This is a genomic window from Saprospiraceae bacterium (genome assembly GCA_016713025.1).
Lineage (GTDB): Bacteria > Bacteroidota > Bacteroidia > Chitinophagales > Saprospiraceae > OLB9.
In genome coordinates this window covers 1,688,568-1,714,509 of the sequence record JADJPZ010000004.1, presented here as the reverse complement: position 1 = coordinate 1,714,509, position 25,942 = coordinate 1,688,568, and the positions used below count along the sequence as shown (strand labels likewise).

Annotated in this window: 20 protein-coding genes, 1 tRNA gene and 1 pseudogene; 14 read left to right on the top strand and 8 right to left on the bottom strand. The window is 37.7% G+C overall.

The annotated features are described in order from the left end of the window. The first annotated feature begins 12 nt into the window (after positions 1-12). The 12 genes and pseudogenes from tuf to IPK35_13570 all read left to right on the top strand — a co-directional run bounded on the left by tuf (position 13) and on the right by IPK35_13570 (position 15,022). Entirely contained in the window at positions 13-1,209 is a 1,197-nt protein-coding gene (gene tuf, locus IPK35_13625; protein ID MBK8054271.1) for an elongation factor Tu, read from the top strand. An 89-nt stretch (positions 1,210-1,298) separates the two neighbouring features. Continuing rightward, positions 1,299-1,371, top strand: a tRNA-Trp gene (locus IPK35_13620). Positions 1,372-1,410: 39 nt separating this feature from the next. Then, positions 1,411-1,599 (top strand): preprotein translocase subunit SecE, encoded by a 189-nt coding sequence (gene secE, locus IPK35_13615; GenBank protein ID MBK8054270.1) that lies wholly within the window; start codon positions 1,411-1,413, stop codon positions 1,597-1,599. A gap of 21 nt (positions 1,600-1,620) precedes the next feature. Further along, on the top strand, positions 1,621-2,169 hold the full coding sequence (nusG, locus tag IPK35_13610) for a transcription termination/antitermination factor NusG (GenBank protein MBK8054269.1): 549 nt from the start codon (positions 1,621-1,623) through the stop codon (positions 2,167-2,169). A gap of 83 nt (positions 2,170-2,252) precedes the next feature. Next, positions 2,253-2,720 carry a 50S ribosomal protein L11 gene (gene rplK, locus IPK35_13605; protein MBK8054268.1) on the top strand — a complete coding sequence of 156 codons (468 nt, stop codon included), beginning with the start codon at positions 2,253-2,255 and terminating at the stop codon, positions 2,718-2,720. 64 nt (positions 2,721-2,784) lie between these two features. After that, positions 2,785-3,477: a 50S ribosomal protein L1 gene (locus tag IPK35_13600; protein ID MBK8054267.1), complete on the top strand. Its 693-nt coding sequence runs from the start codon at positions 2,785-2,787 to the stop codon at positions 3,475-3,477. A gap of 20 nt (positions 3,478-3,497) precedes the next feature. Beyond that, positions 3,498-4,022, top strand: a complete 525-nt coding sequence (locus IPK35_13595) for a 50S ribosomal protein L10 (protein ID MBK8054266.1) — start codon at positions 3,498-3,500, stop codon at positions 4,020-4,022. A gap of 103 nt (positions 4,023-4,125) precedes the next feature. Continuing rightward, on the top strand, positions 4,126-4,509 hold the full coding sequence (rplL, locus tag IPK35_13590; GenBank protein ID MBK8054265.1) for a 50S ribosomal protein L7/L12: 384 nt from the start codon (positions 4,126-4,128) through the stop codon (positions 4,507-4,509). Between the two features lie 178 nt (positions 4,510-4,687). Then, positions 4,688-8,509 carry a DNA-directed RNA polymerase subunit beta gene (gene rpoB, locus IPK35_13585; protein MBK8054264.1) on the top strand — a complete coding sequence of 1,274 codons (3,822 nt, stop codon included), beginning with the start codon at positions 4,688-4,690 and terminating at the stop codon, positions 8,507-8,509. A 37-nt stretch (positions 8,510-8,546) separates the two neighbouring features. Then, positions 8,547-12,806, top strand: a complete 4,260-nt coding sequence (gene rpoC / locus IPK35_13580; GenBank protein ID MBK8054263.1) for a DNA-directed RNA polymerase subunit beta' — start codon at positions 8,547-8,549, stop codon at positions 12,804-12,806. A 149-nt stretch (positions 12,807-12,955) separates the two neighbouring features. After that, entirely contained in the window at positions 12,956-13,684 is a 729-nt protein-coding gene (locus IPK35_13575; protein MBK8054262.1) for a hypothetical protein, read from the top strand. A 42-nt stretch (positions 13,685-13,726) separates the two neighbouring features. Next, positions 13,727-15,022 (top strand): annotated as a pseudogene (locus IPK35_13570) (AAA family ATPase). Between the two features lie 37 nt (positions 15,023-15,059). On the opposite strand, the gene IPK35_13565 reads toward IPK35_13570, so the two are convergent. The 3 genes from IPK35_13565 to IPK35_13555 form a co-directional block, all read right to left on the bottom strand. Then, complete coding sequence (locus tag IPK35_13565; protein ID MBK8054261.1) at positions 15,060-16,004, bottom strand: glycoside hydrolase family 16 protein; 945 nt, start codon at positions 16,002-16,004, stop codon at positions 15,060-15,062. 12 nt (positions 16,005-16,016) lie between these two features. Further along, positions 16,017-18,152: a DNA helicase RecQ gene (gene recQ / locus IPK35_13560; GenBank protein MBK8054260.1), complete on the bottom strand. Its 2,136-nt coding sequence runs from the start codon at positions 18,150-18,152 to the stop codon at positions 16,017-16,019. Between the two features lie 558 nt (positions 18,153-18,710). Beyond that, on the bottom strand, positions 18,711-19,880 hold the full coding sequence (locus tag IPK35_13555; protein MBK8054259.1) for an aminotransferase class I/II-fold pyridoxal phosphate-dependent enzyme: 1,170 nt from the start codon (positions 19,878-19,880) through the stop codon (positions 18,711-18,713). Positions 19,881-20,425: 545 nt separating this feature from the next. Here IPK35_13555 and IPK35_13550 point away from each other — a divergent pair. Next, entirely contained in the window at positions 20,426-21,235 is an 810-nt protein-coding gene (locus IPK35_13550; GenBank protein MBK8054258.1) for an RNA methyltransferase, read from the top strand. Between the two features lie 127 nt (positions 21,236-21,362). On the opposite strand, the gene IPK35_13545 is transcribed toward IPK35_13550, so the two are convergent. From IPK35_13545 to IPK35_13530, 4 genes are all read right to left on the bottom strand, one after another. Then, complete coding sequence (locus tag IPK35_13545; GenBank protein ID MBK8054257.1) at positions 21,363-21,509, bottom strand: hypothetical protein; 147 nt, start codon at positions 21,507-21,509, stop codon at positions 21,363-21,365. A gap of 119 nt (positions 21,510-21,628) precedes the next feature. Then, the gene (gene era, locus IPK35_13540) at positions 21,629-22,528 is read right to left on the bottom strand and encodes a GTPase Era (GenBank protein ID MBK8054256.1); all 900 of its coding nucleotides are present in this window, start codon (positions 22,526-22,528) and stop codon (positions 21,629-21,631) included. A gap of 129 nt (positions 22,529-22,657) precedes the next feature. Further along, positions 22,658-23,239, bottom strand: a complete 582-nt coding sequence (locus tag IPK35_13535; GenBank protein MBK8054255.1) for a hypothetical protein — start codon at positions 23,237-23,239, stop codon at positions 22,658-22,660. 12 nt (positions 23,240-23,251) lie between these two features. Further along, on the bottom strand, positions 23,252-24,250 hold the full coding sequence (locus IPK35_13530) for a cation transporter (GenBank protein ID MBK8054254.1): 999 nt from the start codon (positions 24,248-24,250) through the stop codon (positions 23,252-23,254). Positions 24,251-24,304: 54 nt separating this feature from the next. Here IPK35_13530 and IPK35_13525 point away from each other — a divergent pair, with 54 nt between their 5' ends. Continuing rightward, positions 24,305-24,721, top strand: a complete 417-nt coding sequence (locus tag IPK35_13525) for a hotdog fold thioesterase (GenBank protein MBK8054253.1) — start codon at positions 24,305-24,307, stop codon at positions 24,719-24,721. Between the two features lie 3 nt (positions 24,722-24,724). Here IPK35_13525 and IPK35_13520 read toward each other — a convergent pair whose 3' ends face one another. Continuing rightward, positions 24,725-25,753: a PorV/PorQ family protein gene (locus IPK35_13520; GenBank protein MBK8054252.1), complete on the bottom strand. Its 1,029-nt coding sequence runs from the start codon at positions 25,751-25,753 to the stop codon at positions 24,725-24,727. Positions 25,754-25,942: the final 189 nt, after the last annotated feature.

Below are 25,942 nucleotides of genomic sequence, written 5' to 3'. Positions count from 1 at the left end.
AAATTTTAACTGATGGCTAAATCAACATTTGTAAGAACCAAACCACACGTAAATATCGGAACGATTGGTCACGTTGACCACGGTAAGACTACCCTTACTGCCGCAATTACTTACGTGCTTTCTGAGAAAGGCTTCGCTGAGAAAAAAGATTATGACTCAATCGATGCTGCACCGGAAGAAAAAGAAAGAGGTATCACTATCAACACTGCACACGTAGAGTATGAAACAGAAAACAGACACTATGCTCACGTAGATTGTCCAGGTCACGCCGATTATGTGAAAAACATGGTAACTGGTGCTGCTCAAATGGACGGTGCTATCTTAGTATGTGCTGCTACTGATGGACCTATGCCTCAAACAAGAGAGCATATCTTGCTTGCAAGACAAGTAGGTGTACCTGCAGTAGTTGTATTTATGAACAAGGTCGATCTTGTAGACGATCCTGAAATGTTGGAACTTGTTGAAATGGAATTAAGAGAACTATTGAGCTCTTACCAGTTTGACGGTGACAATGCTGCTATTATTCAAGGTTCTGCATTGAAAGCTCTCGAAGGAGATGCTAATGCAAAACAACAAATCCTTGACTTGATGGCTGCAGTTGATGCTCAGATTCCTGAGCCTGTAAGAGATGTAGATAAGCCTTTCCTTATGCCTATCGAAGACGTATTCTCTATCACTGGTAGAGGTACAGTTGCAACTGGTAGAATTGAAAGAGGTGTTATCAACACTGGTGATCCGGTTGAAATCATTGGTATGATGAAAGCTGGAGACAAACCTTTGACTTCTACAGTTACTGGAGTTGAGATGTTCAGAAAAATCCTTGAAAGAGGCGAAGCTGGAGACAATGCCGGTATCCTTTTGAGAGGTATTGACAAGGAAGCTATCAGAAGAGGTATGGTTATCATCAAACCTGCATCTGTGAAGCCTCACGCTCACTTCAAGTGCGAAATCTATGTTCTTGGTAAGGACGAAGGAGGAAGACATACACCATTCTTTAATGGGTACAGACCTCAGTTCTACTTCAGAACAACTGACGTTACGGGTGATGTTTCTCTTCCAGCAGGTGTGGAAATGGTAATGCCGGGTGATAACGTTTCCCTTGAAGTAAAATTGATAAGCCCGATTGCAATGGAGAAAGGTCTTCGTTTTGCGATCAGAGAAGGTGGTAGAACAGTAGGAGCAGGTCAGGTAACTGAAATCATTTCTTAATTTTTACCATTAAGTAATATATATGAAAAATTAAGTACTTTTCGAAGTGCTTAATTTTTCATTTTGTATCAGAAAGTTTTGTTTGATATAGGGGAGTAGCTCAATTGGTAGAGTGGCGGTCTCCAAAACCGTAGGTCGCAGGTTCGAGCCCTGTCTCCCCTGCAAAGTAACATCTTAATTTACTTATTTCGAAAGTAGCATATGGAAAATATTAGATTATATCTCAAGGAAAGTTATGATGAATTGATGAATCATGTAACATGGCCATCTTGGGATGAACTTATGAGTAGTGCCAAACTTGTCTTAGTTTCAACAATTATATTATCACTGATAGTATTCATTTTTGACTTTATCGCAAATAGTTCTCTTAAATTTATTTACGAACTATAATTTTTATCAAACAAATTAACAATGTCCGAAGATAAAAAGTGGTACTCCCTTCGAGTAGTAAGTGGTAAAGAAAAAAGTATCAAAGAAAGAATTGAGCTTGAAATCAAAAGAAGTAACTGGGAGAATGTAGTCACTCAGGTACTTGTTCCTTCGGAAAAAGTGTATAAAATAAGAAACGGGAAAAAAGTCATTCTCGAAAGAAATATACTTCCGGGCTATATTTTGGTGGAGGCTGACCCAACAAAATTTTCGGGTGAAGTGGTACAAACGATTTCTAATGTTGCCAATGTGATACATTTCTTGGGAAAAAACAATCCGGTGCCTATGACTCAGACCGAAGCCAATAGGATGCTCGGCAAAGTAGATGATTCTCAGGAGGTTACAGCTGCAATGATTGAACCATTTATTGTAGGCGAAACCATCAAAATTATTGATGGGCCATTCAATGATTTCATCGGGGATGTCAAAGAAGTGAATGAAGATAAAAAGAAGTTAAAGGTCATTGTAAAAATATTTGGTAGAGGTACAGAAGTGGAACTCAACTATATGCAGGTTGAAAAACAATCATAAACAAAAAGCAAATTGACTTTAGATCAATGTTGATGCTTCCCTAAAGTCTTTGTATTAATAATTTTATAAATCAGATTTTAAAAATGGCAAAAGAAATTCAAACATATGTAAAACTTCAGGTAAAAGGCGGTCAGGCTAACCCTGCACCACCAGTAGGTCCTGCTTTGGGTTCTAAAGGTTTGAACATAATGGAATTCTGTAAGAGATTTAATGCAGAGACACAAGATCAGACTGGTAAAATTTTACCTGTATTGATTACTGTTTACAAAGATAAATCTTTCGATTTTGTTATAAAGACACCTCCGGCAGCAATACAATTGATGGAGCTCGCTAAGATCAAAAGTGGTTCTTCAGTTCCTAACCGTAACAAAGTAGGTACTGTAACCTGGGATCAGATTCATGGAATCGCAGAAAGTAAAATGAAAGACCTAAATGCCTTTACAGTAGAGTCCGCTATGAGAATGGTTGCGGGTACAGCAAGGAGTATGGGTATTACAGTTTCTGGAGATGCACCTTGGGGCAACCAATCCGCAGCATCTGAAGAGAATTAATATTTTTTAATCGGTAAGGGAGTCGTTTCTATAAATGACGCTATCACCTTAAAATTTTATCAAAATGGCAAAAGTTAGTAAAAAAAGACAAGTTGTCAACTCTAAAGTTGATCCTACAAAGTTTTACGCCTTAAAAGATGCCGCTGCTTTAGTCAAAGAAGTCAATACTACCAAGTTTGATGCTTCTGTTGATATTCATATCCGATTGGGTGTGGATCCTAGAAAAGCAGATCAGGCCATTAGGGGTACAGTTACACTACCACATGGAACTGGAAAAGTTAAAAGAGTATTAGTACTTTGTACACCTGACAAAGAAGCTGAAGCAAAAGCTGCTGGGGCTGATCACGTAGGTTTAGATGAGTACATCACAAAAATCGGACAAGGTTGGACAGATGTTGATGTGATCATCGCGATGCCCAATGTCATGGCAAAAGTTGGTCAAATCGGTCGTATCCTTGGACCTCGAGGTTTGATGCCAAACCCTAAGACCGGTACAGTTACACTCAATGTTGGAGCTGCAGTTGAAGAAGTAAAAGCAGGTAAGATTTCATTCAGAGTAGATAAGTATGGTATCATACATTCACCTATCGGAAGAGTGTCATTCGCACCTGAAAAGATTTCTGAAAACGCTCAGGAGTTGATATCAACCTTAGAAAAAATGAAACCTTCAACTGCGAAAGGTACCTACATGAAATCTATCAGTATTGCGAGCACTATGAGTCCTGGTATTGCTGTTGACACAAAATCTATTAAATAAACCATTAAAAATAATATAAAATGACAAAGACAGATAAAGGTTTATTAATACAGGAGTTAAGAGAAAAGTTTGAAAATGCTTCATTTTTTTATGTCACAGACGCTTCAAGTCTTACAGTAGCTAAAATCAATCAGTTAAGAAGAACATGCTTTGAAAAAGGTATAGATATCAAGACTGTGAAGAACACCTTGGCTATCAAGGCAATGGACGATCATGCTGAAAGTAAAAATTTTAAGGCAATATTCAGCGCATTTAAAGGTCAGAGTACCGTGTTGTTTTCAAATGATGGCAAATTGCCGGCATCTTTAATCAAAGAATTCAGAGGTAAGGACACCAGACCTGTACTGAAAGCAGCATATATTGATTCTGATGTATTCTTTGGTGACGACCAGTTAGATATTCTCACAAAACTCAAAACTAAAAATGAGCTTATCGGTGAGATTATCTTTACATTACAGTCACCGGCTCAAAATGTAATAAGTGCATTAAAATCCGGAGGGGCAACCATTGCGGGTGTACTAAAAACTCTTGAGGAAAGAGGGTAAACAAAAAAGATTTCTTGTATTTAAGAAATATAAATGTTACGTTATAGCTTCCAACATTAACAAACATTATTTATTAATTTTAAAACATAAAAACCATTATATCATGGCAGATTTAAAAGCATTCGCAGAGCAATTAGTAAACTTAACAGTTAAAGAAGTAAGTGAATTGGCTCAGATTTTAAAAGACGAATACGGTATCGAACCAGCAGCAGCAGCTGTTGCAGTAGCAGCACCAGCAGCAGGCGGAGGCGCAGCAGCAGATGCTCCGGTTGAAAAGACAGAGTTTGATGTACATCTTACATCAGCAGGTGCTAACAAGCTTGCGATCGTGAAAGAGGTGAAAACCTTACTAAATCTTGGATTGAAAGAGGCTAAAGACCTTGTAGATGCAGCTCCATCAGTTCTCAAAGCTGGTGCTTCAAAAGCTGAAGCTGAGTCTATGAAGGCTACCCTTGAAGGTGCAGGTGCTTCTGTAGAATTAAAGTAATTTTATAAAATGAAACCTTAAGACTTGATAGCAGAAATTAAGTCTGAAATCAATGATATCTGGCTTAACTGACCTCTTGGTTGGTTAAGCCTGTTGTCATTAAAAACACTTTTATACAATTGATTTATAACATTCAATTGTTTTTTATTACGAATTACGCTAAAAATATTATAAAAGTATGACATCAAACGGAATAGCTGCCGCAGCCGGAAATCAAAGAGTCAACTTCGGCAAAATTAAATTAGCAAACCAATATCCTGACTTACTTGAAATTCAAATCAAATCTTTTCAGGAATTTTTTCAACTTGAAACTACACCCGAAAATAGAGGAAACGAGGGACTCTACCGTGTTTTTCAGGAAAATTTTCCAATTTCAGATGCTAGAAATATTTTCGTACTGGAGTTTCTTGACTATTTCATTGACCCTCCTAGGTATACCATTGAGGAATGTATGCAAAGAGGATTGACCTACAGTGTTCCCCTAAAGGCAAAACTAAGACTTTCATGTAACGATGAAGAACACGTAGATTTTCAAACTATTGTTCAGGATGTGTTTTTGGGTAATATCCCTTACATGACCAACAAAGGTACATTTGTGATCAATGGAGCTGAAAGAGTCGTTGTTTCTCAACTTCACAGATCACCTGGTGTATTTTTCAGTCAGACTTTTCACCCTAATGGAACTAAAATATTTTCTGCCAGAGTTATCCCGTTCAAAGGGGCATGGATGGAATTTGCTACAGACATCAACTCTGTCATGTATGCATATATAGACAGGAAAAAGAAATTTCCAGTTACGACCTTACTCCGAGCGATTGGTTTTGATTCAGACAAAGATATTCTTAATCTTTTTGGCTTAGCTGAAGAGATTTCTACTGATAAGCAGTCGTTAAAGGCAGCAATTGGTAGAAAACTAGCTGCTAGGGTTTTGAGAAAATGGACAGAAGACTTTGTGGATGAAGATACCGGAGAGGTTGTCACCATCGAAAGGAACGAAATCATTCTTGAAAGAGATGTAATCCTTGATGAGGAAAACATAGAGATGATAGCAGATGCTGAAACAGATCAAATCATCCTTCAGAAAGAGAACCTCGACGAAGATTATACCATCATTTATAATACTTTACAGAAAGATCCGTCTTCTTCTGAAGTGGAAGCTGTCACTCAAATTTATCGACAATTAAGAGGTACTGATCCACCCGATGAAGAAACTGCTAGAGGTATCATAGAAAAATTATTCTTCTCAGATAAGAGATATAATCTCGGAGAAGTTGGTAGATATAAAATAAACAGAAAGCTTAAGCTGGAATTAGGTAAGGATGTACTTGTATTAACAAAGGAAGATATCATATCCATAGTCAAGTATCTGGTAAGTCTTGTCAACCAAAAAGCAGAATTGGATGATATAGATCACCTTGCTAATCGTAGAGTAAGAACAGTAGGGGAGCAGCTTTATGCTCAGTTTGGCGTAGGTTTGGCTCGTATGACAAGGACAATAAGAGAGCGTATGAATGTCAGAGACAATGAAGTTTTTACACCAATTGATCTGATCAATGCCCGAACGCTGTCTTCTGTCATCAATTCATTTTTTGGAACAAGCCAGTTGTCACAGTTTTTGGATCAGACCAATCCACTATCAGAAATTACACACAAAAGGAGGATATCTGCTTTGGGTCCTGGTGGTTTGTCACGGGAGCGTGCGGGTTTTGAAGTACGTGACGTTCATTATTCTCACTATGGCAGACTTTGTACTATTGAGACACCGGAAGGACCGAATATCGGCCTTATCTCCACACTTTGTGTACACGCAAAGGTCAACAAAATGGGATTTCTGGAAACTCCTTACAGGAAAGTACTGGAAGGAAAGGTGGATGTGTCCGGTGAAATACAATATCTTTCTGCAGAAGCTGAAGATTACAGGCGGATAGCTCAAGCTAATGCTCAGATTGCTGAATCCGGGGCATTTGTGAAAGACAGAATCAAATCAAGAGAACATGGCGAATTTCCAGTATTGACACCTTCAGAAGTTGAATACATGGATATTGCACCCAATCAAATCGTTGGTGTTTCAGCGTCTTTGATTCCTTTCCTTGAAAATGATGATGCCAACAGGGCCTTGATGGGTTCTAACATGCAACGTCAGGCACTTCCATTGGTGAGACCTAAATCACCTATAGTTGGAACAGGTCTGGAAGCAAAAGTAGCAGAAGATTCCAACATGCTGATCAATGCAGAAGGAGAAGGTATAGTCGAATATGTAGACGCTAATGAGATTATCATTAAATATGACAAATCAGAAGAAGAGATGTTGGTTTCTTTTGATGATAATATAAAAAAGTATAATCTCATTAAATTCATAAGGACGAATCAGGGTTCCTGTATCAATCTCAAGCCAATTGTTAAAAAAGGCCAGAGAGTGAAAAAAGGAAGTCTTCTTTGTGAGGGATATGCTACTGAAAATGGTGAGTTGGCACTTGGTCAGAATCTCCAGGTGGCATTCATGCCATGGAAAGGTTATAACTTTGAAGATGCCATCGTTCTTTCAGAAAGGGTAGTTAAGGAGGATGTGTTTACTTCTTTGCACATAGAGAGTTATGAAATCGATGTTAGAGATACAAAACTTGGTGAAGAAGAACTGACTAATGATATACCAAATGTAAGTGAGGAAGCTACAAAAGATCTGGATGAAAATGGTATCATTCGTATAGGAGCATGGGTGAAAGAAGGTGATATCCTGATCGGAAAGATTACACCGAAGGGAGAATCTGATCCTACACCTGAAGAAAAGCTTTTAAGGGCCATTTTTGGTGATAAAGCAGGTGATGTTAAAGATGCTTCCCTCAAGGCTTCTCCTTCTACTAATGGTGTGGTGATAAGTAAACAACTATTTGCAAGAGCTAAAAAGGATAAGTTCCAAAAAGTTCAGGAAAAAGAATTGTTGTCAAAGCTTGAAGACACACATGCTATCAACCTTAATGAATTAAAAACCATCCTTGTAGATAAGTTGATGACACTGCTGGATGGTAAAATTTCAGAAGGTGTCAGAAGTATTTACAATGAAGAATTGATACCCAAAGGAGCTAAATTTGCGCCTAAATCATTTAAGGAATTAGAATATTCTCAGGTTGATTATAGCGGGTGGACAAAAGATGGAGCTACCAACGAAATGATAGCCAGACTATTGCACAATTACTCAATTAAAGTTAATGAGGAGCTTGGCAGATACAAGAGAGAGAAATTCAATATCAGTATAGGGGATGAGTTACCTGCAGGTGTATTAAAGCTAGCAAAAGTGTATCTTGCAAAAAAACGTAAGTTGAAAGTGGGAGACAAACTTGCAGGGCGACACGGTAACAAGGGTATCGTTTCCAGAATCGTAAGGGAAGAGGATATGCCGTTTCTCGAAGATGGAACTCCTGTGGACATCGTGTTGAACCCGCTTGGGGTACCATCAAGGATGAACTTAGGTCAGATATTCGAAACCGTACTCGGATGGGCCGGTAAAAAAATGAATATCAAGTTTGCAACACCTATCTTTGATGGAGCCAGTCTGGAAGAGATCGAAGGATATATAGAAAAAGCAGGCTTACCGGCTTATGGTCAAACTTATCTTTATGATGGTGAGACAGGCGATAGATTCCATCAGCAGGCAACTGTAGGAGTCATATACATGTTGAAACTTTCTCACATGGTTGATGATAAAATGCATGCAAGATCCATTGGGCCTTACTCTCTTATCACTCAGCAACCACTTGGTGGTAAAGCACAGTTTGGTGGTCAGAGATTTGGAGAGATGGAGGTTTGGGCACTTGAAGCTTATGGTGCTGCCAATATCCTCAGAGAATTACTCACCATAAAATCTGATGATATCATCGGTAGAGCCAAAGCCTACGAAGCGATTGTGAAAGGAGAAAACATACCTGAACCAAATATTCCTGAATCATTCAATGTATTGGTTCATGAATTACGAGGCCTTGCTCTGGATATTAAGTTTGATTAATTTTTGAAATTCTTTAAATCAATAATAAATCTTTATTATGTTAAAAAAGAAAAGTGTAAAACCCACTAAAGGATTTGAATCTATCACGATTAGTCTCAGTTCACCTGATGAAATACTTGAGAGGTCTTATGGTGAGGTATTAAAACCGGAAACCATCAATTACAGGTCTTATAAACCTGAAAGAGATGGACTTTTTTGTGAAAGAATATTTGGTCCTGTAAAGGATTACGAATGTTATTGCGGAAAATATAAGCGAATCAGATATAAAGGAATCGTCTGCGACAGATGTGGAGTGGAAGTGACCGAAAAGAAAGTGAGAAGAGAGAGGATGGGCCATATAAAGTTGGTAGTTCCTGTAGTCCATATTTGGTTTTTCAAATCATTGCCAAACAAAATAGGGTATCTCTTAGGATACTCTTCAAAAAAACTGGAGTCTATCATCTATTATGAAAGATATGTAGTTGTTCAGGCAGGTGTTAAAGAAAATGACATTTCAAAGCATGAATTGCTGACAGAAGAAGAATACTTTGATATCCTGGATACGCTTCCAAAAGACAATCAGCTACTTGATGATTCTGATCCCAATAAGTTTATAGCAAGAATGGGAGCTGAAGCTGTCAAAGATCTTTTGGAAAGAATCAATCTTGATGAGCTATCTTTTGAATTGAGACATCAGGCAGCAAATGAAACATCTCAGCAAAGAAAATCAGAAGCTTTGAAGCGTCTGCGTGTGGTAGAAGCATTCAGAGATGGTATGAGATCGACAGAAAACAGACCTGAATGGACCATAATCCAATACTTACCGGTCACACCTCCTGAGCTGAGGCCTTTAGTACCTTTGGATGGCGGTAGATTTGCAAGTTCTGACCTGAATGACTTGTACAGAAGGGTCATCATCAGAAACAACCGTCTTAAGAGATTGCTCGAGATCAAAGCTCCTGAAGTCATTCTCAGAAACGAGAAGAGAATGTTGCAGGAAGCTGTAGATTCGCTATTTGACAACTCAAGGAAATCCAATGCAGTAAAAGCTGAAGGCGGACGTTCTTTGAAATCATTGAGTGATGTTTTAAAAGGAAAGCAAGGTCGTTTCCGCCAAAACCTACTCGGTAAAAGGGTGGATTATTCCGGACGATCGGTTATTGTGGTCGGGCCTACACTTCTATTACACGAGTGTGGAATACCAAAAGGTATGGCTGCAGAATTATTTAAGCCATTTGTCATCAAAAAACTGATAGAGAGAGGCGTTGTAAAAACAGTAAAATCTGCTAAGAAGCTCGTTGATAAAAAAGACCCGGTAATCTGGGAAATTCTTGAAAATATACTAAAAGGACACCCCGTTTTATTAAACCGGGCCCCTACACTTCACCGATTGTCTATCCAGGCATTTCAACCTAAATTGGTAGAGGGAAAGGCAATCCAATTGCACCCTTTAGTTTGTGGTGCGTTCAATGCGGATTTTGATGGTGACCAGATGGCTGTGCATGTTCCACTAGGGCATGCTGCAATACTTGAGGCTCAAATGTTGATGCTTTCGGCACACAATATGCTGAACCCTCAGGATGGCTCTCCGGTGACACTTCCGTCTCAGGATATGATTTTAGGCCTGTATTACCTTACAAAACCAAGAAAGTCAGTAGGAGATATTAAAGTGAAAGGTGAAGGAAAAACTTTCTACAGTGCCGAAGAAGTCGTGATTGCCTTTAATGAGGGTATGATAGACCTTCATGCCCCAATAAAGGTAAGGGCTAGAATAGAGAATAATAATGCTGATATGGTAACAAGTATCATTGAGACTACAGTAGGAAGAGTGATCTTCAATCAGGCCACTCCACCGACGGTACCATTTATCAATCAGCTACTCACCAAAAAGAACCTTAAGAAGATCATTGCTGATATCATCACAAGGACAGATTTTACATCAACTGCAAAATTCCTTGATGAAATAAAAAATCTTGGCTTCTTCTGGGCATATAAAGGTGGACTTTCATTCAATCTTGGTGACTTGATCACTCCTTCCATCAAGGAGAAAACCCTTTTGGAAGCACAGGAAGAAGTGGATGAAGTATGGGAAAACTATAATATGGGTCTTATCACGCCAAATGAACGATACAATCAGGTCATTGATAAGTGGACATTTGCAGATAATAAGATCACTGACAACCTGATGAAAGAAATTGCTCAGCACAAGCAAGGATTCAACTCAGTGTTTATGATGCTTGATTCAGGTGCAAGGGGTTCGAAGCAACAGATCAAACAGTTGTGCGGATTGAGAGGACTGATGGCAAAACCGAGAAAATCAGGAGATACAGGTGGTGCGATCATCGAAAACCCCATCCTTGCCAACTTCCTTGAAGGATTGTCTGTACTTGAATATTTTATTTCGACACACGGTGCGAGAAAGGGTCTTGCTGATACAGCGCTTAAGACTGCTGATGCGGGATATCTTACAAGAAGGCTTGTAGATGTAGCACAAGATGTAATTATCACAGAAGAAGATTGTGCTACACTCAGAGGGATTGATACTGAAGCGCTTAAAGACAACGAAAATATTATCGAAACATTGGCATCACGGATTGTAGGCCGATATTCATTATATGATGTGACTGATCCGGTGACTGATGCTTTATTAGTGGAGGCTGCAGGATATATTTCTCCGGACATTGCTGATAACATCGAAAAAGCAGGGATTGAAATGGTAACCATCAGATCAGTACTCACTTGCGAAACAAAAGTAGGAGTTTGTGCTAAATGTTATGGTAAAAACCTTGCAACTGGCAGAAGAGTAGAAATGGGCGATGCCGTGGGTATCATCGCTGCTCAGTCTATCGGCGAACCAGGCACACAGTTGACGCTACGTACATTTCACGTAGGTGGTATCGCCTCAGTATCCAAAACAGAATCTGAAATTACAACAAAATATGAAGGCGTAATTGAATTTGACAATATTAAGGTCACTGAACAAGTGGAAGGTGGTGCGAAATCCAAGGTTGTATTGTCAAGGTCCGGTGAAATCAGAGTTGTAGATACTGAAACTAAGAAAGTCTATAATTCATATTTTATACCTTATGGTTCTACTCTTTTAGTAGATGATAAACAAAAAGTTAGCAAAGGAGGAACTTTATGCGAATGGGATCCTTTCAACAACCTGATTATCTCAGAATTTGGAGGTATTGCACAGTTTGAAGATATCGAAGAAGGTGTGACTTTTCGTGTAGAAAGAGATGATCAGACAGGATATGCTGAAAAAGTCATCATTGAATCTAAGAATAAGAAAAAAATACCGGTCATCAAGATTGTTTCTCCTTCAGGCGATGAGTTGAAAAATTACAACTTGCCTGTTGGATCATACATCTCTATAGAAGATAATGCTGAAATAGTACCTGGACAAAAGATAGTAAAAATACCTAGGAACCTTGGTAAAATCCAGGATATCACGGGTGGTCTTCCGAGGGTTACTGAATTGTTTGAAGCAAGAAACCCTTCCAATCCGGCCATCACAGCTGAAATCGATGGTATCATCACTTATGGTAAAATCAAGAGAGGTAACAGAGAGATATTTATTGATGATGAGAAGACAGGTCAAAGACGTAAGTATCTGGTCGGATTATCAAAACACTTACTCGTTCAGGAGGGTGATTTCGTGAGAGCTGGTATGCAGTTGTCAGATGGTGCTGTAGCTCCACTTGACATTCTAAATATCAAAGGTCCGTTTGCAGTACAATCTTATCTTGTGAATGGAGTTCAGGAAGTTTATCGTTCTCAGGGTATTGCCATCAATGACAAACACATCGAAGTTATAGTTAGGCAGATGATGAGAAGGGTAGAAATTGTGGATCCAGGAGATACGACATTCTTGGAAGGAGAAGCTGTAGATCGTCACGAGTTCAATGAACAAAATGACTGGATATTTGACAAAAAAGTTGTCACGGATCCCGGAGATTCTCAGAATTTCAAAGCCGGACAAATCGTATCCATCAGACAATTCAGAGAAGAAAATTCATCTCTGAAGCGAAATGATAAAAAAATCGTTGTAATGAGAGATGCCGTCCCAGCCACGTCAAGTGTGATTTTGCAGGGTATTACCAGGGCTTCTTTAGGTGTGGAAAGCTGGATTTCAGCAGCTTCATTCCAGGAGACAACCAAAGTACTGAGTACTGCGGCTATTTCTGCAAAACGGGATTCGCTTTCAGGACTTAAAGAAAATGTAATCGTTGGAAAAAATATACCGGCAGGTACAGGATTAAGACATTTTAATAGACTCGAAGTAGAGTCCGTTGATGAATATAATGTGATTTAATTCGATTTTGATTTCATTTAAGATTTCAAAGAGGAGTTTCAAATTAAAATGAGCTCCTCTTTTTTTTGCTTAAACCTTCTATTTTCATTAAATATACTTTATTGTGCTTTTTAACGTTATACAGTTCAGATGTATAAAAAATCTGTATAATGAAGGTCATATCGCTTTTGGTTACAATTTCTCTTTGGCTTATATTTACGAGCAATGTTTCTGCTCAATTTGGTGTAAGGCTCAAGTATGATCTCAATCAATACAGTAATTGGAACAACGCTCTTAAAGAAAGATTTTCAACTACAGAAGCACTATATCCATCTTCCTATGGTATAGGTGTCAATCATTGGTTTAGATTGAAAAAGAAAAGGATAGAGTTTTTGCCGGAAATCGGATATGCAAGATCTCAGACTCAATTTGAAAATCCTTCAATTGAAAAATTCACTATCAATACCTTTAGTTTCAATTTACATACACAGATTTATGCCCTCGATATGGCTGAAGATTGTGATTGCCCTACTTTTTCCAAACAGGGTAATACCATCAACAAAGGTTTGTTCTTTCATATTACTCCGGGCATAGCTTATATTGATGCCAAAGGGTTTCCAAATCCGATATTATCTTCTCTTCCATTGCCAAATGGGATCAACCGAGGACTTGCAGCCAGCATTGGGGCAGGATTAGGTCTGGACATAGGCATCAATGATCTATTGACTATTACACCGATCGCTTCATATTATTTTTATAGTAAAATGACTTGGGATAACATGATCCAAAGAACTAATGAAGTGATAACTGTTGATAACAATCTTCGTCATGCACAATTTTCACTGAGGTTTAGTTTTAGGCTGGATTACAACAAACGACAAAAAAGATTTCGCAGGTAGCGGGACTTTTGCTAATTTTAGCCTGAATTCTTAAATCTAATAATGAACCACCCCGCTACATTAAGCCATGAGTTTTCGGGTATTCTTGATCAGTTGGAATATACTACTGACCACCTTTTTGTAACAGGTAAAGCAGGTACTGGTAAATCTACACTATTGCAGATATTCAGAAATACTACCAAAAAGAGGGTAGTGGTGCTTGCACCCACAGGAATCGCTGCTTTAAATGTAAAAGGACAGACGATACATTCATTTTTTGGGTTTCCGCCACGTCTGATCAATAAATCTGAAATTGAAATACGTAAATTTAACAAGATATACAAAAACCTGGATATGATCATCATTGATGAAATATCTATGGTCAGGGCCGATATGATAGATAATATCGATTATTTCCTGAGGATCAACAGAAGTATCAACGCTCCGTTTGGAGGCGTGCAGATGATTTTTTTGGAGATTTGTTTCAGCTGCCGCCTATTATTTCTTCGATAGTAGAAAGAGAATATTTCAGAACAACTTACGATACGCCTTATTTTTTTTTCTGCCAGGGTCCTTTCTGAGATAAGTATGAAAATGGTAGAACTCATTCATGTGTACAGACAGGAGGAGCGTTACTTTATCAATTTGTTGGATAGTATCAGGACCAATAGCCTTGATTATGAAGATTTTATCTTTATCAATCAACGCCATCAAGCAACCCCTGAAGATGACGATTATTATATCACTCTGTGTAGTCGTAATGATATCGCCAACAAAATCAACGAAAATGAACTCAAAGCTATCCAATCAGCTGTTTTTGAATTTCAGGCATCAGTAGTAGGGGAATTCAATCCGCAACTATTTCCTACTGAGTACAAATTAAATCTGAAAACAGGTGCCCAAGTGATGTTTGTCAAAAATGACCTCCAGAAACAGTTTGTTAATGGCACTATTGGTATCATAGATGAGTTGACAGGAGATACTATCAAAGTCAGAATTCAGGAGGGTGCTGAAAGCGAAAAAGTCATAGAAGTGGATCAACATGAATGGGAAATACTGAAATACGAGATGGATCATCAAAAACCTGGTAATATAAGTACTAAAGTGATTGGCACTTTTAAACAATATCCGCTTAAGCTGGCATGGGCAATTACGATCCATAAGAGCCAGGGAAAAACATTTGATAAAGTGATCATTGATATGGGAAGTGGTGCTTTTGAGAGTGGTCAGACTTATGTGGCATTGAGCAGATGCAGAACTCTGGATGGTATCATCCTGAAACAACCACTCCGAAACAGGGATATAATCGTAGATGAACGTGTGACGGAGTATTACGAACAAATCAGATATCTTAGCTGACTCCTAAATAATCATCAACCGGCAGGAGAAACTCTTTTTATTTTATATGATCTGATGACTTCAAATCTTCCTGAATTTCCTTCTGAAACACCCGGATATAGTCTATTTCCATCAAATTGGGAAATATAGGTTTTTTTTCTTTGTGTTTGCGACACACAGACTGATTAGCAATCACATGTACTGGTTCGCCAAGAAATGGAAATGCCGGTTCCATAAGGTATTCCCCTGGTTTTATCCTGCACGTATTGAGAGGGTTACCTTTCAGATCGTAATATTTCGGAATGTATCGGACCATGACACCGTCTATGTAATATTTGATCATATGAGGCTCATATTCTACTGTAAAAGTATGGAAATCTTCAGAAAAATCAATACCAAAATCCACTATTCCTGAAACGCTGCTGTAGCATGGAGAACCTTTGGCAGGGTTATTATTGGGACAGTTTTGTGATGACCATTTATGGAGTGAAAACTCGATTTTTTTAGTGCCTTTGCAGATGAATTCAAAAAAATCGATCTCAGTATTCCACCCAAAAACCCAAAAGGCAGGCCATTGCTGTTTCCCTTTAGGAAGTTTACATCTCATTTCATATTTACCGTATGTGGTAAATTTTTGTTTGGAGTATACCAGACCTGACGTATATTGATATTCCTGTCCAAACCAAGAGGAGACAATTTTATCAGATTTTAAAAGAAGTAGCCCATTTTTTATGGATACATTTTCGTCTTTATATATATTGGCTGTGACATGAGTTCTGCAAAATGAACAGGAATCAGGGGCAGTCGATGGACCATAAGGGTAGTAAGTGAACCACTTTGAAGTATCCAGAGTTGCTCCATCAAAATCATCAGAAAAAACCAACTTATAAGGTGACATAATACATTCCTGTACATCGGGCACAATAGTCTTTACTTTTTTGGCTTGTGCTGAAGCATGACAAATAATTGAATGCAATAATATTATAATCAGTATGTTACGCATGTGATAAAATCTTTACGTATTTAAATTTTTCACAATATATGCTAATGCAAGTCTTATCTTGTGAAATTCTAGTGGTGCATCCATATATTCAGCAATAGGTGCGAGCGCCATTTGTTTGTCGGATTTTATCCAGGCCTTATGCACGGCTGTGATTTCTTCATGAGTTACATGGGCGAGCATATCTACATCTTCATCATTGGAGTAAAGGTATGCAATATGGCCATATACAGTAGCTTCAGTTATCTCTCTTTGTTGAGCAATTTGTTTAGGATTCAGGCCTTTTTGTAATAAATTGAATGTACCAATATAGGTTTGTCCTTTTACATTTTTAACTTCGACCTGTTCACTTATATATCCTCTGATGATAGCCAGCAAGGTATCTCCATATTTTTCATACTTGACTTTTCCTATCCCTTCTATATTCAATAGATCAGTTTTGATCAATGGTTTTTTTGCAACAATATTTTCAAAAACCTGATCGCTAAAAATAACATATGCCGGCACCTGTTGTTTTGTAGCCATCTCTGAGCGCCATTCTCTGAGTTTGAGCATCAGTCCTTCATGCAATTTCTGTTTTTTCCTTTGAGCTTTTGGTCTTTCTATTTCCAGGTCATTCGACGAGATATCTACAAGCTGGACTGAGACACCTTCGAACAAAACAAGTTTAGTGAGTGGTGTGGCTTTAAGTTTAAATCCATCCATATAATCTATCCTTATATATCCTTGATTGATGAGTTGGGTGATGTAAATTTTCCAGTTGATATAAGAAATGTCTTTTCCTGCACCAAATGTCTTGATTCTGTCCAGACCAGCATCTCTGATTTCAGCCCGATATGAACCGCGCAATACGTCTATAAGAGTATTGATACCCACGTTTTCATTACATCGGATAATGGCTGAGAGGGCTTTTTGGGCTGTTACTGTGGCATCTTTGCTCTTTGGTGGATGAATACAGTTATCACAATGCCGGCATGGTTTCGTACGGTATTCGCCAAAATAATTGAGTACTAGATTTGTTCTGCATTCATTGGCAGAGGCATATTCCCACATGCGGTCCAGTTTGGCATATTGCACAGTTTTGTACTCTTCTGTCGCCTGACTGTCATCTATAAATCTTTTGAGCATGATATAGTCGCCCCAGCTATAGAACAACAATGCGCGTGCAGGGCTACCGTCTCTTCCAGCCCGACCAATCTCCTGATAGTAGCCTTCCAGATTTTTTGGCATGGCGTAATGGATGACCCATCTTATATTGCTTTTATCGATTCCCATTCCAAAAGCAATAGTGGCGCATATAAACCGCACCTTGTCTTCCTGAAACTCCTTCTGCACTTTTAATCTTTCGGCAGGACTCATTCCGGCATGATAATACGCACAATTAAATCCTGCTGACACAAGCTTGGCAGATAGTTTTTCTGTTTCATTTCGGGAAAGGCAATAAATGATACCGCTTTGGTTTTCGGTTTTTTGGAGGAATTCCACAGTTTGCCTGTATGTTTGTTCGGCAGGGCGGGATTCAGTAGTGATATTTTTACGCTCGAAGCTGGAAATGAATATCTCAGGCTCCTGAAGGTGCAGTTGTTTAGTTATATCAAGTTGTGTGGCAGCATCCGCAGTTGCTGTGAGTGCGATAAAAGGCACAGAAGCAAACCTGTCTCTGACTTTATTGAGCATGACATAATCAGGTCTGAAATCATTGCCCCATACAGAGACACAATGTGCCTCATCTATAGCTATCAGGCTGATCTGAAACTTTGCCAGGTAGTCAGTGAAACCGGAAGAATTGATGCGTTCAGGTGAAATGTACAACAATTTAATCTGAGATTTTTGTAGTTGTGTATCTACGTCGATTTGCTCTGATTTTGTCATATTGGAGTGCAAAGCAGCTACTTGCACACCCGCAGATTTTAGAGCTGCAACCTGATCATTCATCAGTGCGATAAGTGGAGAAATCACTATCGTCATGCCATCCATCATCAAAGCAGGTAGTTGGTAACAAAGAGATTTTCCGCCACCTGTTGGCATGATAACTAAGGAATCTTTTTTTGCCAAGACCCTGTCTATTACATTTTCCTGACCTTCACGAAAAGTAGTATAGCCCCATACCTCTTTTAATAATTTATATTTGTCTGCGAGCACCTTGTCCATGTACAATTGATTAAATTGAAATGCAAATATAACTAAATCATTTATCTAAGGGATTGATAAGATATAGGAGTGTGTATAACAAACTGCATAAATTCAAATTTTCTTCCTCGCTACCCTCAATCCCAAGCATAGCTTGGCAGGCTCTGAAGAGCCTGCCAAGTTATACTTGAGCCCACCTCCCAATTCTCCTAATAAAAGCGCTGCATTCCCCTTTAAGGAGCAGGGGTAAGAAAAAGCCAAATTACCTTCACATAACCCTCATTCCTGGAAGGACGACCCGCCCAATTCAACCACGTTTTTACCATTTATTAAAAAGAACACTGAAAAAGTGCAGTTTGTTATACAAATGATATAGGATGTACAAAATTGATTCAGAAATTTTGGTTTTTATAGAGGAAAAATTTTCAAGCATAGCTTATTACAATTTGAAATTTTACATACTTAAAGAGCAAAATATTAAGTCAAGATGTATAAGTTATATATTAAATAAAATCATAACTCAAAAAGAAATTAGTCCATGACGAGGCTGGATTAAAGCAAAGAAATATACTAGCGGAATCATATTTTATGCATAGCTCTGAATGCCTGATCCAGATCGGAAATGAGATAGTCTGCACTCTCAAGTCCTATATAAAATCGTACCATCGTCCAGTGTACCGGGGAGTCTTGCATGCCGGGAATCTCATGAAATCCTATGCTTGGCATCATCAATGATTCGTACCCGCCCCAAGACACAGCTATCAAAAATCTTTCCAAAGTGTGAACAAATCGAAGTACTTTGTCTTTTGTATCGGCTTTTAGCTTTATTGTGATCAATCCACCACACCCAGACATCTGTTTCTTTGCTAATGTATATTGTTCGGATTGGGGATGTAATGGGAAATAGAGCTTTTCAACACCAGGGTGACTGTAAAGATAAGCTGCTACCTTATGAGCAGTCTCATCGCTTCGTCTGACTCTTAAATCCAGGGTGCGTAATCCTCTGATGATCAATGCGGCATCATGCGGTGATATAGTAAGACCCAAAGTCATCAACTCTGAATCAAAAATTTTTCTAATCATGACATGGCTTGAGCAAATGATTCCATTGACAACATCACTATGTCCATTGATATATTTGGTGCCTGAATGAACGATAATGTCAATTCCAAAATCTGCAGGATTTTGAAATATTGGTGAAGCATGGCTGTTATCAATAATAGTGACGATCTGGTTTCTTTTTGCTATTTGAGCACAAAAGGTCAAATCCTGAATGTCAAATGTTAAGGTATTTGGGCTTTCAAGATATAAAACCCGAGTATTTGGTTTGATGGCGTCTATAATTTCTGTATTATTTTTACCATCAATAAAAGTAAAATCGACTCCAAATCGTGGTAGCAACTTAGAAATCAACTTATAAGTCCAACTATATGGTTTTTGTACGCATACTATATGATCACCGGCTTTGACATTGGCCATTACTGCGGCAGCGACAGATGCAGCACCACTTCCGGTGACTAGCGCATCTTCTGTATGCTCGAGTGCTGCAAGTTTTTTTCTAAGAATGGCTACAGTTGGATTATTACCTCTCGTGTATATGTGTTGGTTGAATTCATCAGCAAAGGATGACCTCATATGTTCCACAGAATTAAATACAAAATTGGAGCTTTGAATAACCGGTGGTGCTACGGCATTAAAATAATTAGCTCGGTCTTCTCCCAAATGTGTTAATATGTCATTGATATCCATTTGTTTAACTTTTGATTTCGATGTATACTAAACAGAAAATTGATTGTGAAAATTTATGTTCATAATTATTTAATTTACAATAATTATGATTTAAATTTTTCACACAATATTTTCTGTTCACAATAGATACTTAATAGACTGCAATATTAAATTATTTGCCAAAGATTTAGAAATAAAAAGGGTAAGAAGAGTATGATTAAGTATTTCGGTTTATATGAAACCTATCAAATTGAGTTGATAAAAAGGATAATTTTGATATCGAATGTGGGTAATTCAGCTGAAAATTTTAGTGAAAAAAGAATATGGTTGCTAAGTTAATGTCTCTTAATCAGATTTTAAACAAACATTTAAAGTTTAAGAGCTATGTGTATAAAATAAATTGCACTATTCATATTTTCTACCCCGCTACCCTCATTCCCTATAGGGACGAGCCACCCAATCCAACCACTTTTTTACCGTCTTATAAGAATAATACTGAAAACGTGCAATTTGTTATACACACAAAAGCTATTTTTACATTTTTTATTGAAAAAGTGCTGAATAATATGATGGTAAAATCCATTACAAGTCCTTCCAATCCCTTGATTAAAAAGATCGCATCTCTCAATGATAAGTCAAAACTAAGAAAGGAAACCCAATCTTTTGTGATTGAAGGAAAAAAAGAAATAATGATGGCGATACGTGGAGGGTACAAGCCTTCTGTCATGCTCTTCAATCCTGTTATTGTCAGATATAATCAACTTTTTGACCTTTATGGAGAGATACTTTTTAGTACCGAAATGATTGAAGTAACCAACCTGGTATATAATAAACTGGCATATCGGGAGACTACCGAAGGTGTCATGGCGATTTTTAAACAGCGAAATACTGATTTACAAGATCTGACTTGGACATCAGATACGCCGTTGCTGATCGTGGCTGAATCTCCTGAAAAGCCAGGGAATATCGGCGCTTTGCTTCGAACAGCTGATGCCGCAGGTGTGGATGCTGTAATTATTGCAAATCCCACGACCGATATTTTTAACCCCAATATCATCAGATCAAGTGTCGGAACACTATTTACATTGCAAATTGCTACTGGGACTACAGATGAAGTCATCCATTTTTTGAAAAGTAAGAAGTTACAAACAATATGTGCCACTTTGACTGACAGTGCCGTGTCATGCTATAAAATGAATTTTAATCAACCTACTGCTATAGTAGTAGGCACAGAATCATCAGGCTTGAGTGAAACGTGGATCAAAGCAGCTGATTATAATGTGGTCATACCTATGCAAGGGCAGGTGGATTCGATGAATGTGTCTGTAAGTGCGGCTATTTTACTTTTTGAAGCAGTGCGGCAAAGGAACCATTAAAAAAAGGTTATTCAACCAGACAAATATGCGTTGACCCAAGGAGAAGTACAAACAAAATGCTTCAAATCATCTCGGATAGAACAAAAATTAGGCTTACTCTAACCTAGATAATTTTATTTTTAGTTTGTTATAAATAGTTGAATAACAAATATATAAGTATAACCGCTACTACTGTCACGATAATGGCAACTTTCATAAACTGTTTTTCATCCTTTACATCCTGAGCAGAAAGGGCTTGTTTTTTTGGTGTTGACTTTATTCTATATTTTGACATGATATTGATATTTTAAAGTCACTAAGGTAAACCGTTTTTTCAATTCTGCAAAGATATGTGTATTCAAAATGTGGAAAATTTAATTTTTATACCTTGAGTCGTTGATTAATACCAAAAAATTACTCACTGTACCCGAAATGTTTTAACATTCTTTCATCGTTGCGCCAGTTCTCCTTAATCTTGACATTAAGATCTAAATAAACATGTTTTCCGAAAAATTTTTCAATATCGGTTCTTGCAGCAATACCGAGTTTTTTGATAGCTTCTCCGTTTTTGCCTATGATGATGGGCTTTTGTGATTTTCTGTCAACATATATATCAGCATAAATCATCAGGAGTGGCTGACCATTTTTTTCTTCTTCTTTAAATCTTGTGACCAACACCTCACAAGAGTAAGGAACTTCCTGTTTGTAAAGCAGCAATATTTTTTCTCTGATCATTTCTGAAGCAAAAAATCGTTCTGACTTATCAGAAATTTCATCTTTAGGGTAGTATGGTGGTGCTTCGGGAAGTAAAGTCAGAATTTTTTCAAACAAATATTCCGTATTGATTTTTTCTTGCGCAGAAATGAAGAACACTTCGTCAAATTTTACATGTTGTTCCCAAAACGATGCCACTTCATCGGCCACATTACTTTTGTCGAGATCTGTTTTGTTGATGATGAGAAACTTAGGTACTGTTGTTTCAGCTAATGCTTTTATGACTTTTTCTTCACCGGAATATTTTTCAAATATGTCAGTAACCATCAGCAATATGTCTGCATCTTCGAAAGAAGCCCATGCAAACTTATTCATGGAGTTCTGCATGCCATATTGCGGATTTTCAATCATACCAGGAGTATCTGAAAAAATTATCTGATAGTCATCTTCACTTAGTAGCCCCAGGATGCGATGTCTGGTCGTCTGTGGTTTGGATGTGACTACAGACATTTTTTCTCCGCTGAGGGTATTCATAAGAGTAGATTTTCCTACATTAGGATTTCCAATGATATTTACAAAACCCGATTTATGATTGATCATTCTTTGCTTTTATTATATTAAAATATTTGTAACCTTCTATCCTTGACACTTTTCATATAGATACTTCATCAGATTGCAGTACGGAATTCAGCCACTCTCCAAAATCCAACTTTGTTATATATGATAATACTATAAAATTGATTTTTGTTTTCTATACATCAGTTCTTCAATGGCTTGTACAATGAAATCAGGTTTTTGAGCTCGCCAGTTCATTTCGTTGTATTGTTCTCCCATGTTCATATAATAATATAAACGATACTTTTCCATTTCTTTAAGAACATGATCATAACTATTAATAACACAAATCCACCCGCCATCTTCTTTTACGTCATCATACCATTCTTCATAGTAACAATCATCGTCACCATGATAATTGAGAACGTTATCACACAAAAGTACAAATTTATTTATTCTTTTTTTGATAAGGTGGTCTACTAAATCCCTTTTCAAAAACATGATATCATTACCTATACAATCATTCCACTCGCCTATGAGTTCAATCAAAGCATAATGGCCTATATAGTCTGAGTATAATATTTTTGCATACAGTGTTTCAGATCCAAAAAAATCCCATTGCGGATGGATATAATAGTTGTAGATCTTGTTGGTAAACAGAAATTCATTGTATTCTCTTCCATAGAAAGGAGATTTATGGTCATTTTCAGCAGCGTATTCATCTCGCCAGCCCCACCATGGTTCTATATCATGCACTTCACTATGCTTTTACGAATTAACAAACTGATTTTTACCTGTAACGGATTCGCGATCCCATTGATTGAAACTTTCAAATGAGACTTTTCTGTATGTACATTCCATAATACATTGATGACACATATTATCCATACAAGGTTCACTCTGGATCGAAATATCCACAATTTCTTCCGGCAGGATTTTTTTGATCATATTTTTGATAAAAATTATTTCAATGGTGGATTGTCTCACATTGAAGTACCATGGTAATGTCAGATGCAAATCAACATGAGACAAGTGACCAAATTTGAGATACGTAAGTTTATGAACATTGACCCAGCATTCTTTTTTGTTTTCAATGAGTTGATTAGTAAGAAGATCGATCGTCTTACCATCTGCTTCATCCATCAGTCCTGTGACTGTTTCACGCAAAACAGTATAGGCTGTATAAATAATAAAAAGACCAAACACTATGGCAATGAGACTATCTATCCAAATCAATCCTGTAAAATAAAAAACAATTAATCCACCAATCAATGCAATGGTCGTATAGGTATCTGATATAAGGTGTTTTCCTCCTGCTATAAGACTAATGGAATTATATTTTTTCCCTTTTGCAATTGAATATCTTCCCATAAGTAAGTTGACAACCGAAGTGCAAAATAAAAGTCCGATCCCTATATTCAGGTCATTGATTACCGGTTTTGTACCTAATCTTTTGATAGCTTCAATGATGATCATTGCTCCTGCTATACCTATGAGAATTCCTTCGACTGACGCGGTAATCAACTCGATCTTGCCATGTCCGTATGGGTGGTCGTCATCACGTGGTTTAATGGCCCATTGGAGACTCTTAAGTGTCATAAACCCTGTGATCACATTTACGGTACTTTCAAGGGCATCGGACAATATTCCTACTGAATTCGTGAGAAAAAAAGCAGTAATTTTTACAAAAAACAGCACTACACCGGCTATAAAAATGTACCACTGTATATTGATTTTTTTTTGACTTATGTGATTAGCTTGTGCCAAATTATGAAATATTGTGCTTTATTTGCATTCAGAAAACAAAAGTAGTGAAATTATATGATATGGAAAATCTTTCCTGATGTGGTGGCAATTAACAATTTTAATAATTATACACTTGTCTCTCATCTTGGAATTGAAATTACGGAATTTGGACCGGATTATGTAAAAGCACGAATGCCGGTAGATCACAGGACGAGACAACCCATGGGATTGCTTCATGGTGGGGCATCAGTAGTACTGTCAGAGTCAGTAGGAAGTATGGCGAGTTGGTTGACTTTGGGAGATCAGAATGTCAAGGTTGTGGGTATTGAAGTCAATGCCAATCATCTCAAAACGGTCAGTAAGGGATTTGTGACGTCAATTACCAAACCTGTAAGACTCGGCAAAACACTACATGTTTTGAATACGGAGATTTTTGATGAAAAGGGAGAGCTTTTGTGTATCTCCAGACTTACTGTGATGATTATTGCATAATATTTATCTTCGCGGGCTGAATTCCAACCCTAAAGAAAAGATGTGAGAAGCCAATACGCCGCTGACATTACCAATATTGGTAAGCGCATAGTCAACTTTGAGTCTTCCCAATTTTAAACCTAATCCTACATTGGGTTGCAGTTCCAGTGTACGTTCACCTGTATTGACAGGATTGATGACCCTTTGGATATTTCCTATTCCAGCCCTCACGAATACTTTCTGGATGTATCCGGCTTCAAAACCAAGGCTTGGATCGATATTCAGATTTTTACCGGATAGCAATCCTGATTTTACTCCATCTGTTGATATAGTCAGGTTAACTTCTGCAAGATAACTGAAATTTCCCCTAGTATCATGGTATGATATTCCGGGAATCAGGCGTGGTATAGTAAGTTCTGTACTGCTTACCGGTATTTCATTGTCAGTGCTTTGAAATACTCTTTTTTCCTCATCTTTAAGGTTGAAAGACCATGCATTAAATGTGGTAGTGATATCTTTTGCCATTATACCATAAGAGATTTTTTCTCCTCTCCATACGGCACCTATGTCAGCACCAAATCCCCACGCTTTTCCAAAGGAACCAATAGATCTGTGTATAATTTTGATGTTTCCACCAACTGACAAATTTTCATTTCGTCCGATAGTCCTTGCATACGAAAATATACCTGCGAAGTCAGAAGCTGAAAATTCTGTTACTCTGTCATAGTCTACAGTACCGTCCGGACCAATCAGATTGAGTGTATTGGGTATGTTGTCCACACCCATTCTTATAAATGAAAATCCTGCTACGGAGGGTTCGCGGGTACCAAGTTTTTTAGTTATGGCAAAGTAATCATAGTTTGCAATTCCACCAAACCATTTGGCATGCATGGCATTGAGTTCCAAAGGATTGGTTTGGCCTGTCAGACCAGCAGGATTCCAATATCCCGCAGTTCCGTCTTTAGTACTTGTAACCACTGCACCTGACATACCGTGTGCTCTGGCTGAAACTCCAATGTTTAAAAATTCGTTGACAAATTTTTGACCGCTCAAAGGAAGTGTTATTGTCAAATAGACAAATAATAACAAAATTATTTTAACTGCTTTAAGAATACTATTTGGAATTAAAAACATAACTTGGAAGTGGTTTTCATTTTGTTTTGACACGACGAATCATAAAGGATGCCAATAATACTTGTTCTGTAATTAAAAGTTTTAACATGCTCTAAAATAAAACTGCAC

Bases quoted from the DNA above. Each gene is read 5' to 3' on its own strand.
- IPK35_13545 (MBK8054257.1), bottom strand. From the start codon at position 21,509: ATGTCAAAATATAGAATAAAGTCAACACCAAAAAAACAAGCCCTTTCT.
- secE (MBK8054270.1), top strand. From the start codon at position 1,411: ATGGAAAATATTAGATTATATCTCAAGGAAAGTTATGATGAATTGATG.
- nusG (MBK8054269.1), top strand. From the start codon at position 1,621: ATGTCCGAAGATAAAAAGTGGTACTCCCTTCGAGTAGTAAGTGGTAAA.
- era (MBK8054256.1), bottom strand. From the start codon at position 22,528: ATGATCAATCATAAATCGGGTTTTGTAAATATCATTGGAAATCCTAAT.
- rpoC (MBK8054263.1), top strand. From the start codon at position 8,547: ATGTTAAAAAAGAAAAGTGTAAAACCCACTAAAGGATTTGAATCTATC.
- tuf (MBK8054271.1), top strand. From the start codon at position 13: ATGGCTAAATCAACATTTGTAAGAACCAAACCACACGTAAATATCGGA.
- recQ (MBK8054260.1), bottom strand. From the start codon at position 18,152: ATGGACAAGGTGCTCGCAGACAAATATAAATTATTAAAAGAGGTATGG.
- IPK35_13575 (MBK8054262.1), top strand. From the start codon at position 12,956: ATGAAGGTCATATCGCTTTTGGTTACAATTTCTCTTTGGCTTATATTT.
- IPK35_13595 (MBK8054266.1), top strand. From the start codon at position 3,498: ATGACAAAGACAGATAAAGGTTTATTAATACAGGAGTTAAGAGAAAAG.
- IPK35_13525 (MBK8054253.1), top strand. From the start codon at position 24,305: ATGATATGGAAAATCTTTCCTGATGTGGTGGCAATTAACAATTTTAAT.
- rplK (MBK8054268.1), top strand. From the start codon at position 2,253: ATGGCAAAAGAAATTCAAACATATGTAAAACTTCAGGTAAAAGGCGGT.
- rpoB (MBK8054264.1), top strand. From the start codon at position 4,688: ATGACATCAAACGGAATAGCTGCCGCAGCCGGAAATCAAAGAGTCAAC.
- IPK35_13565 (MBK8054261.1), bottom strand. From the start codon at position 16,004: ATGCGTAACATACTGATTATAATATTATTGCATTCAATTATTTGTCAT.
- IPK35_13550 (MBK8054258.1), top strand. From the start codon at position 20,426: ATGATGGTAAAATCCATTACAAGTCCTTCCAATCCCTTGATTAAAAAG.
- IPK35_13555 (MBK8054259.1), bottom strand. From the start codon at position 19,880: ATGGATATCAATGACATATTAACACATTTGGGAGAAGACCGAGCTAAT.
- IPK35_13600 (MBK8054267.1), top strand. From the start codon at position 2,785: ATGGCAAAAGTTAGTAAAAAAAGACAAGTTGTCAACTCTAAAGTTGAT.
- rplL (MBK8054265.1), top strand. From the start codon at position 4,126: ATGGCAGATTTAAAAGCATTCGCAGAGCAATTAGTAAACTTAACAGTT.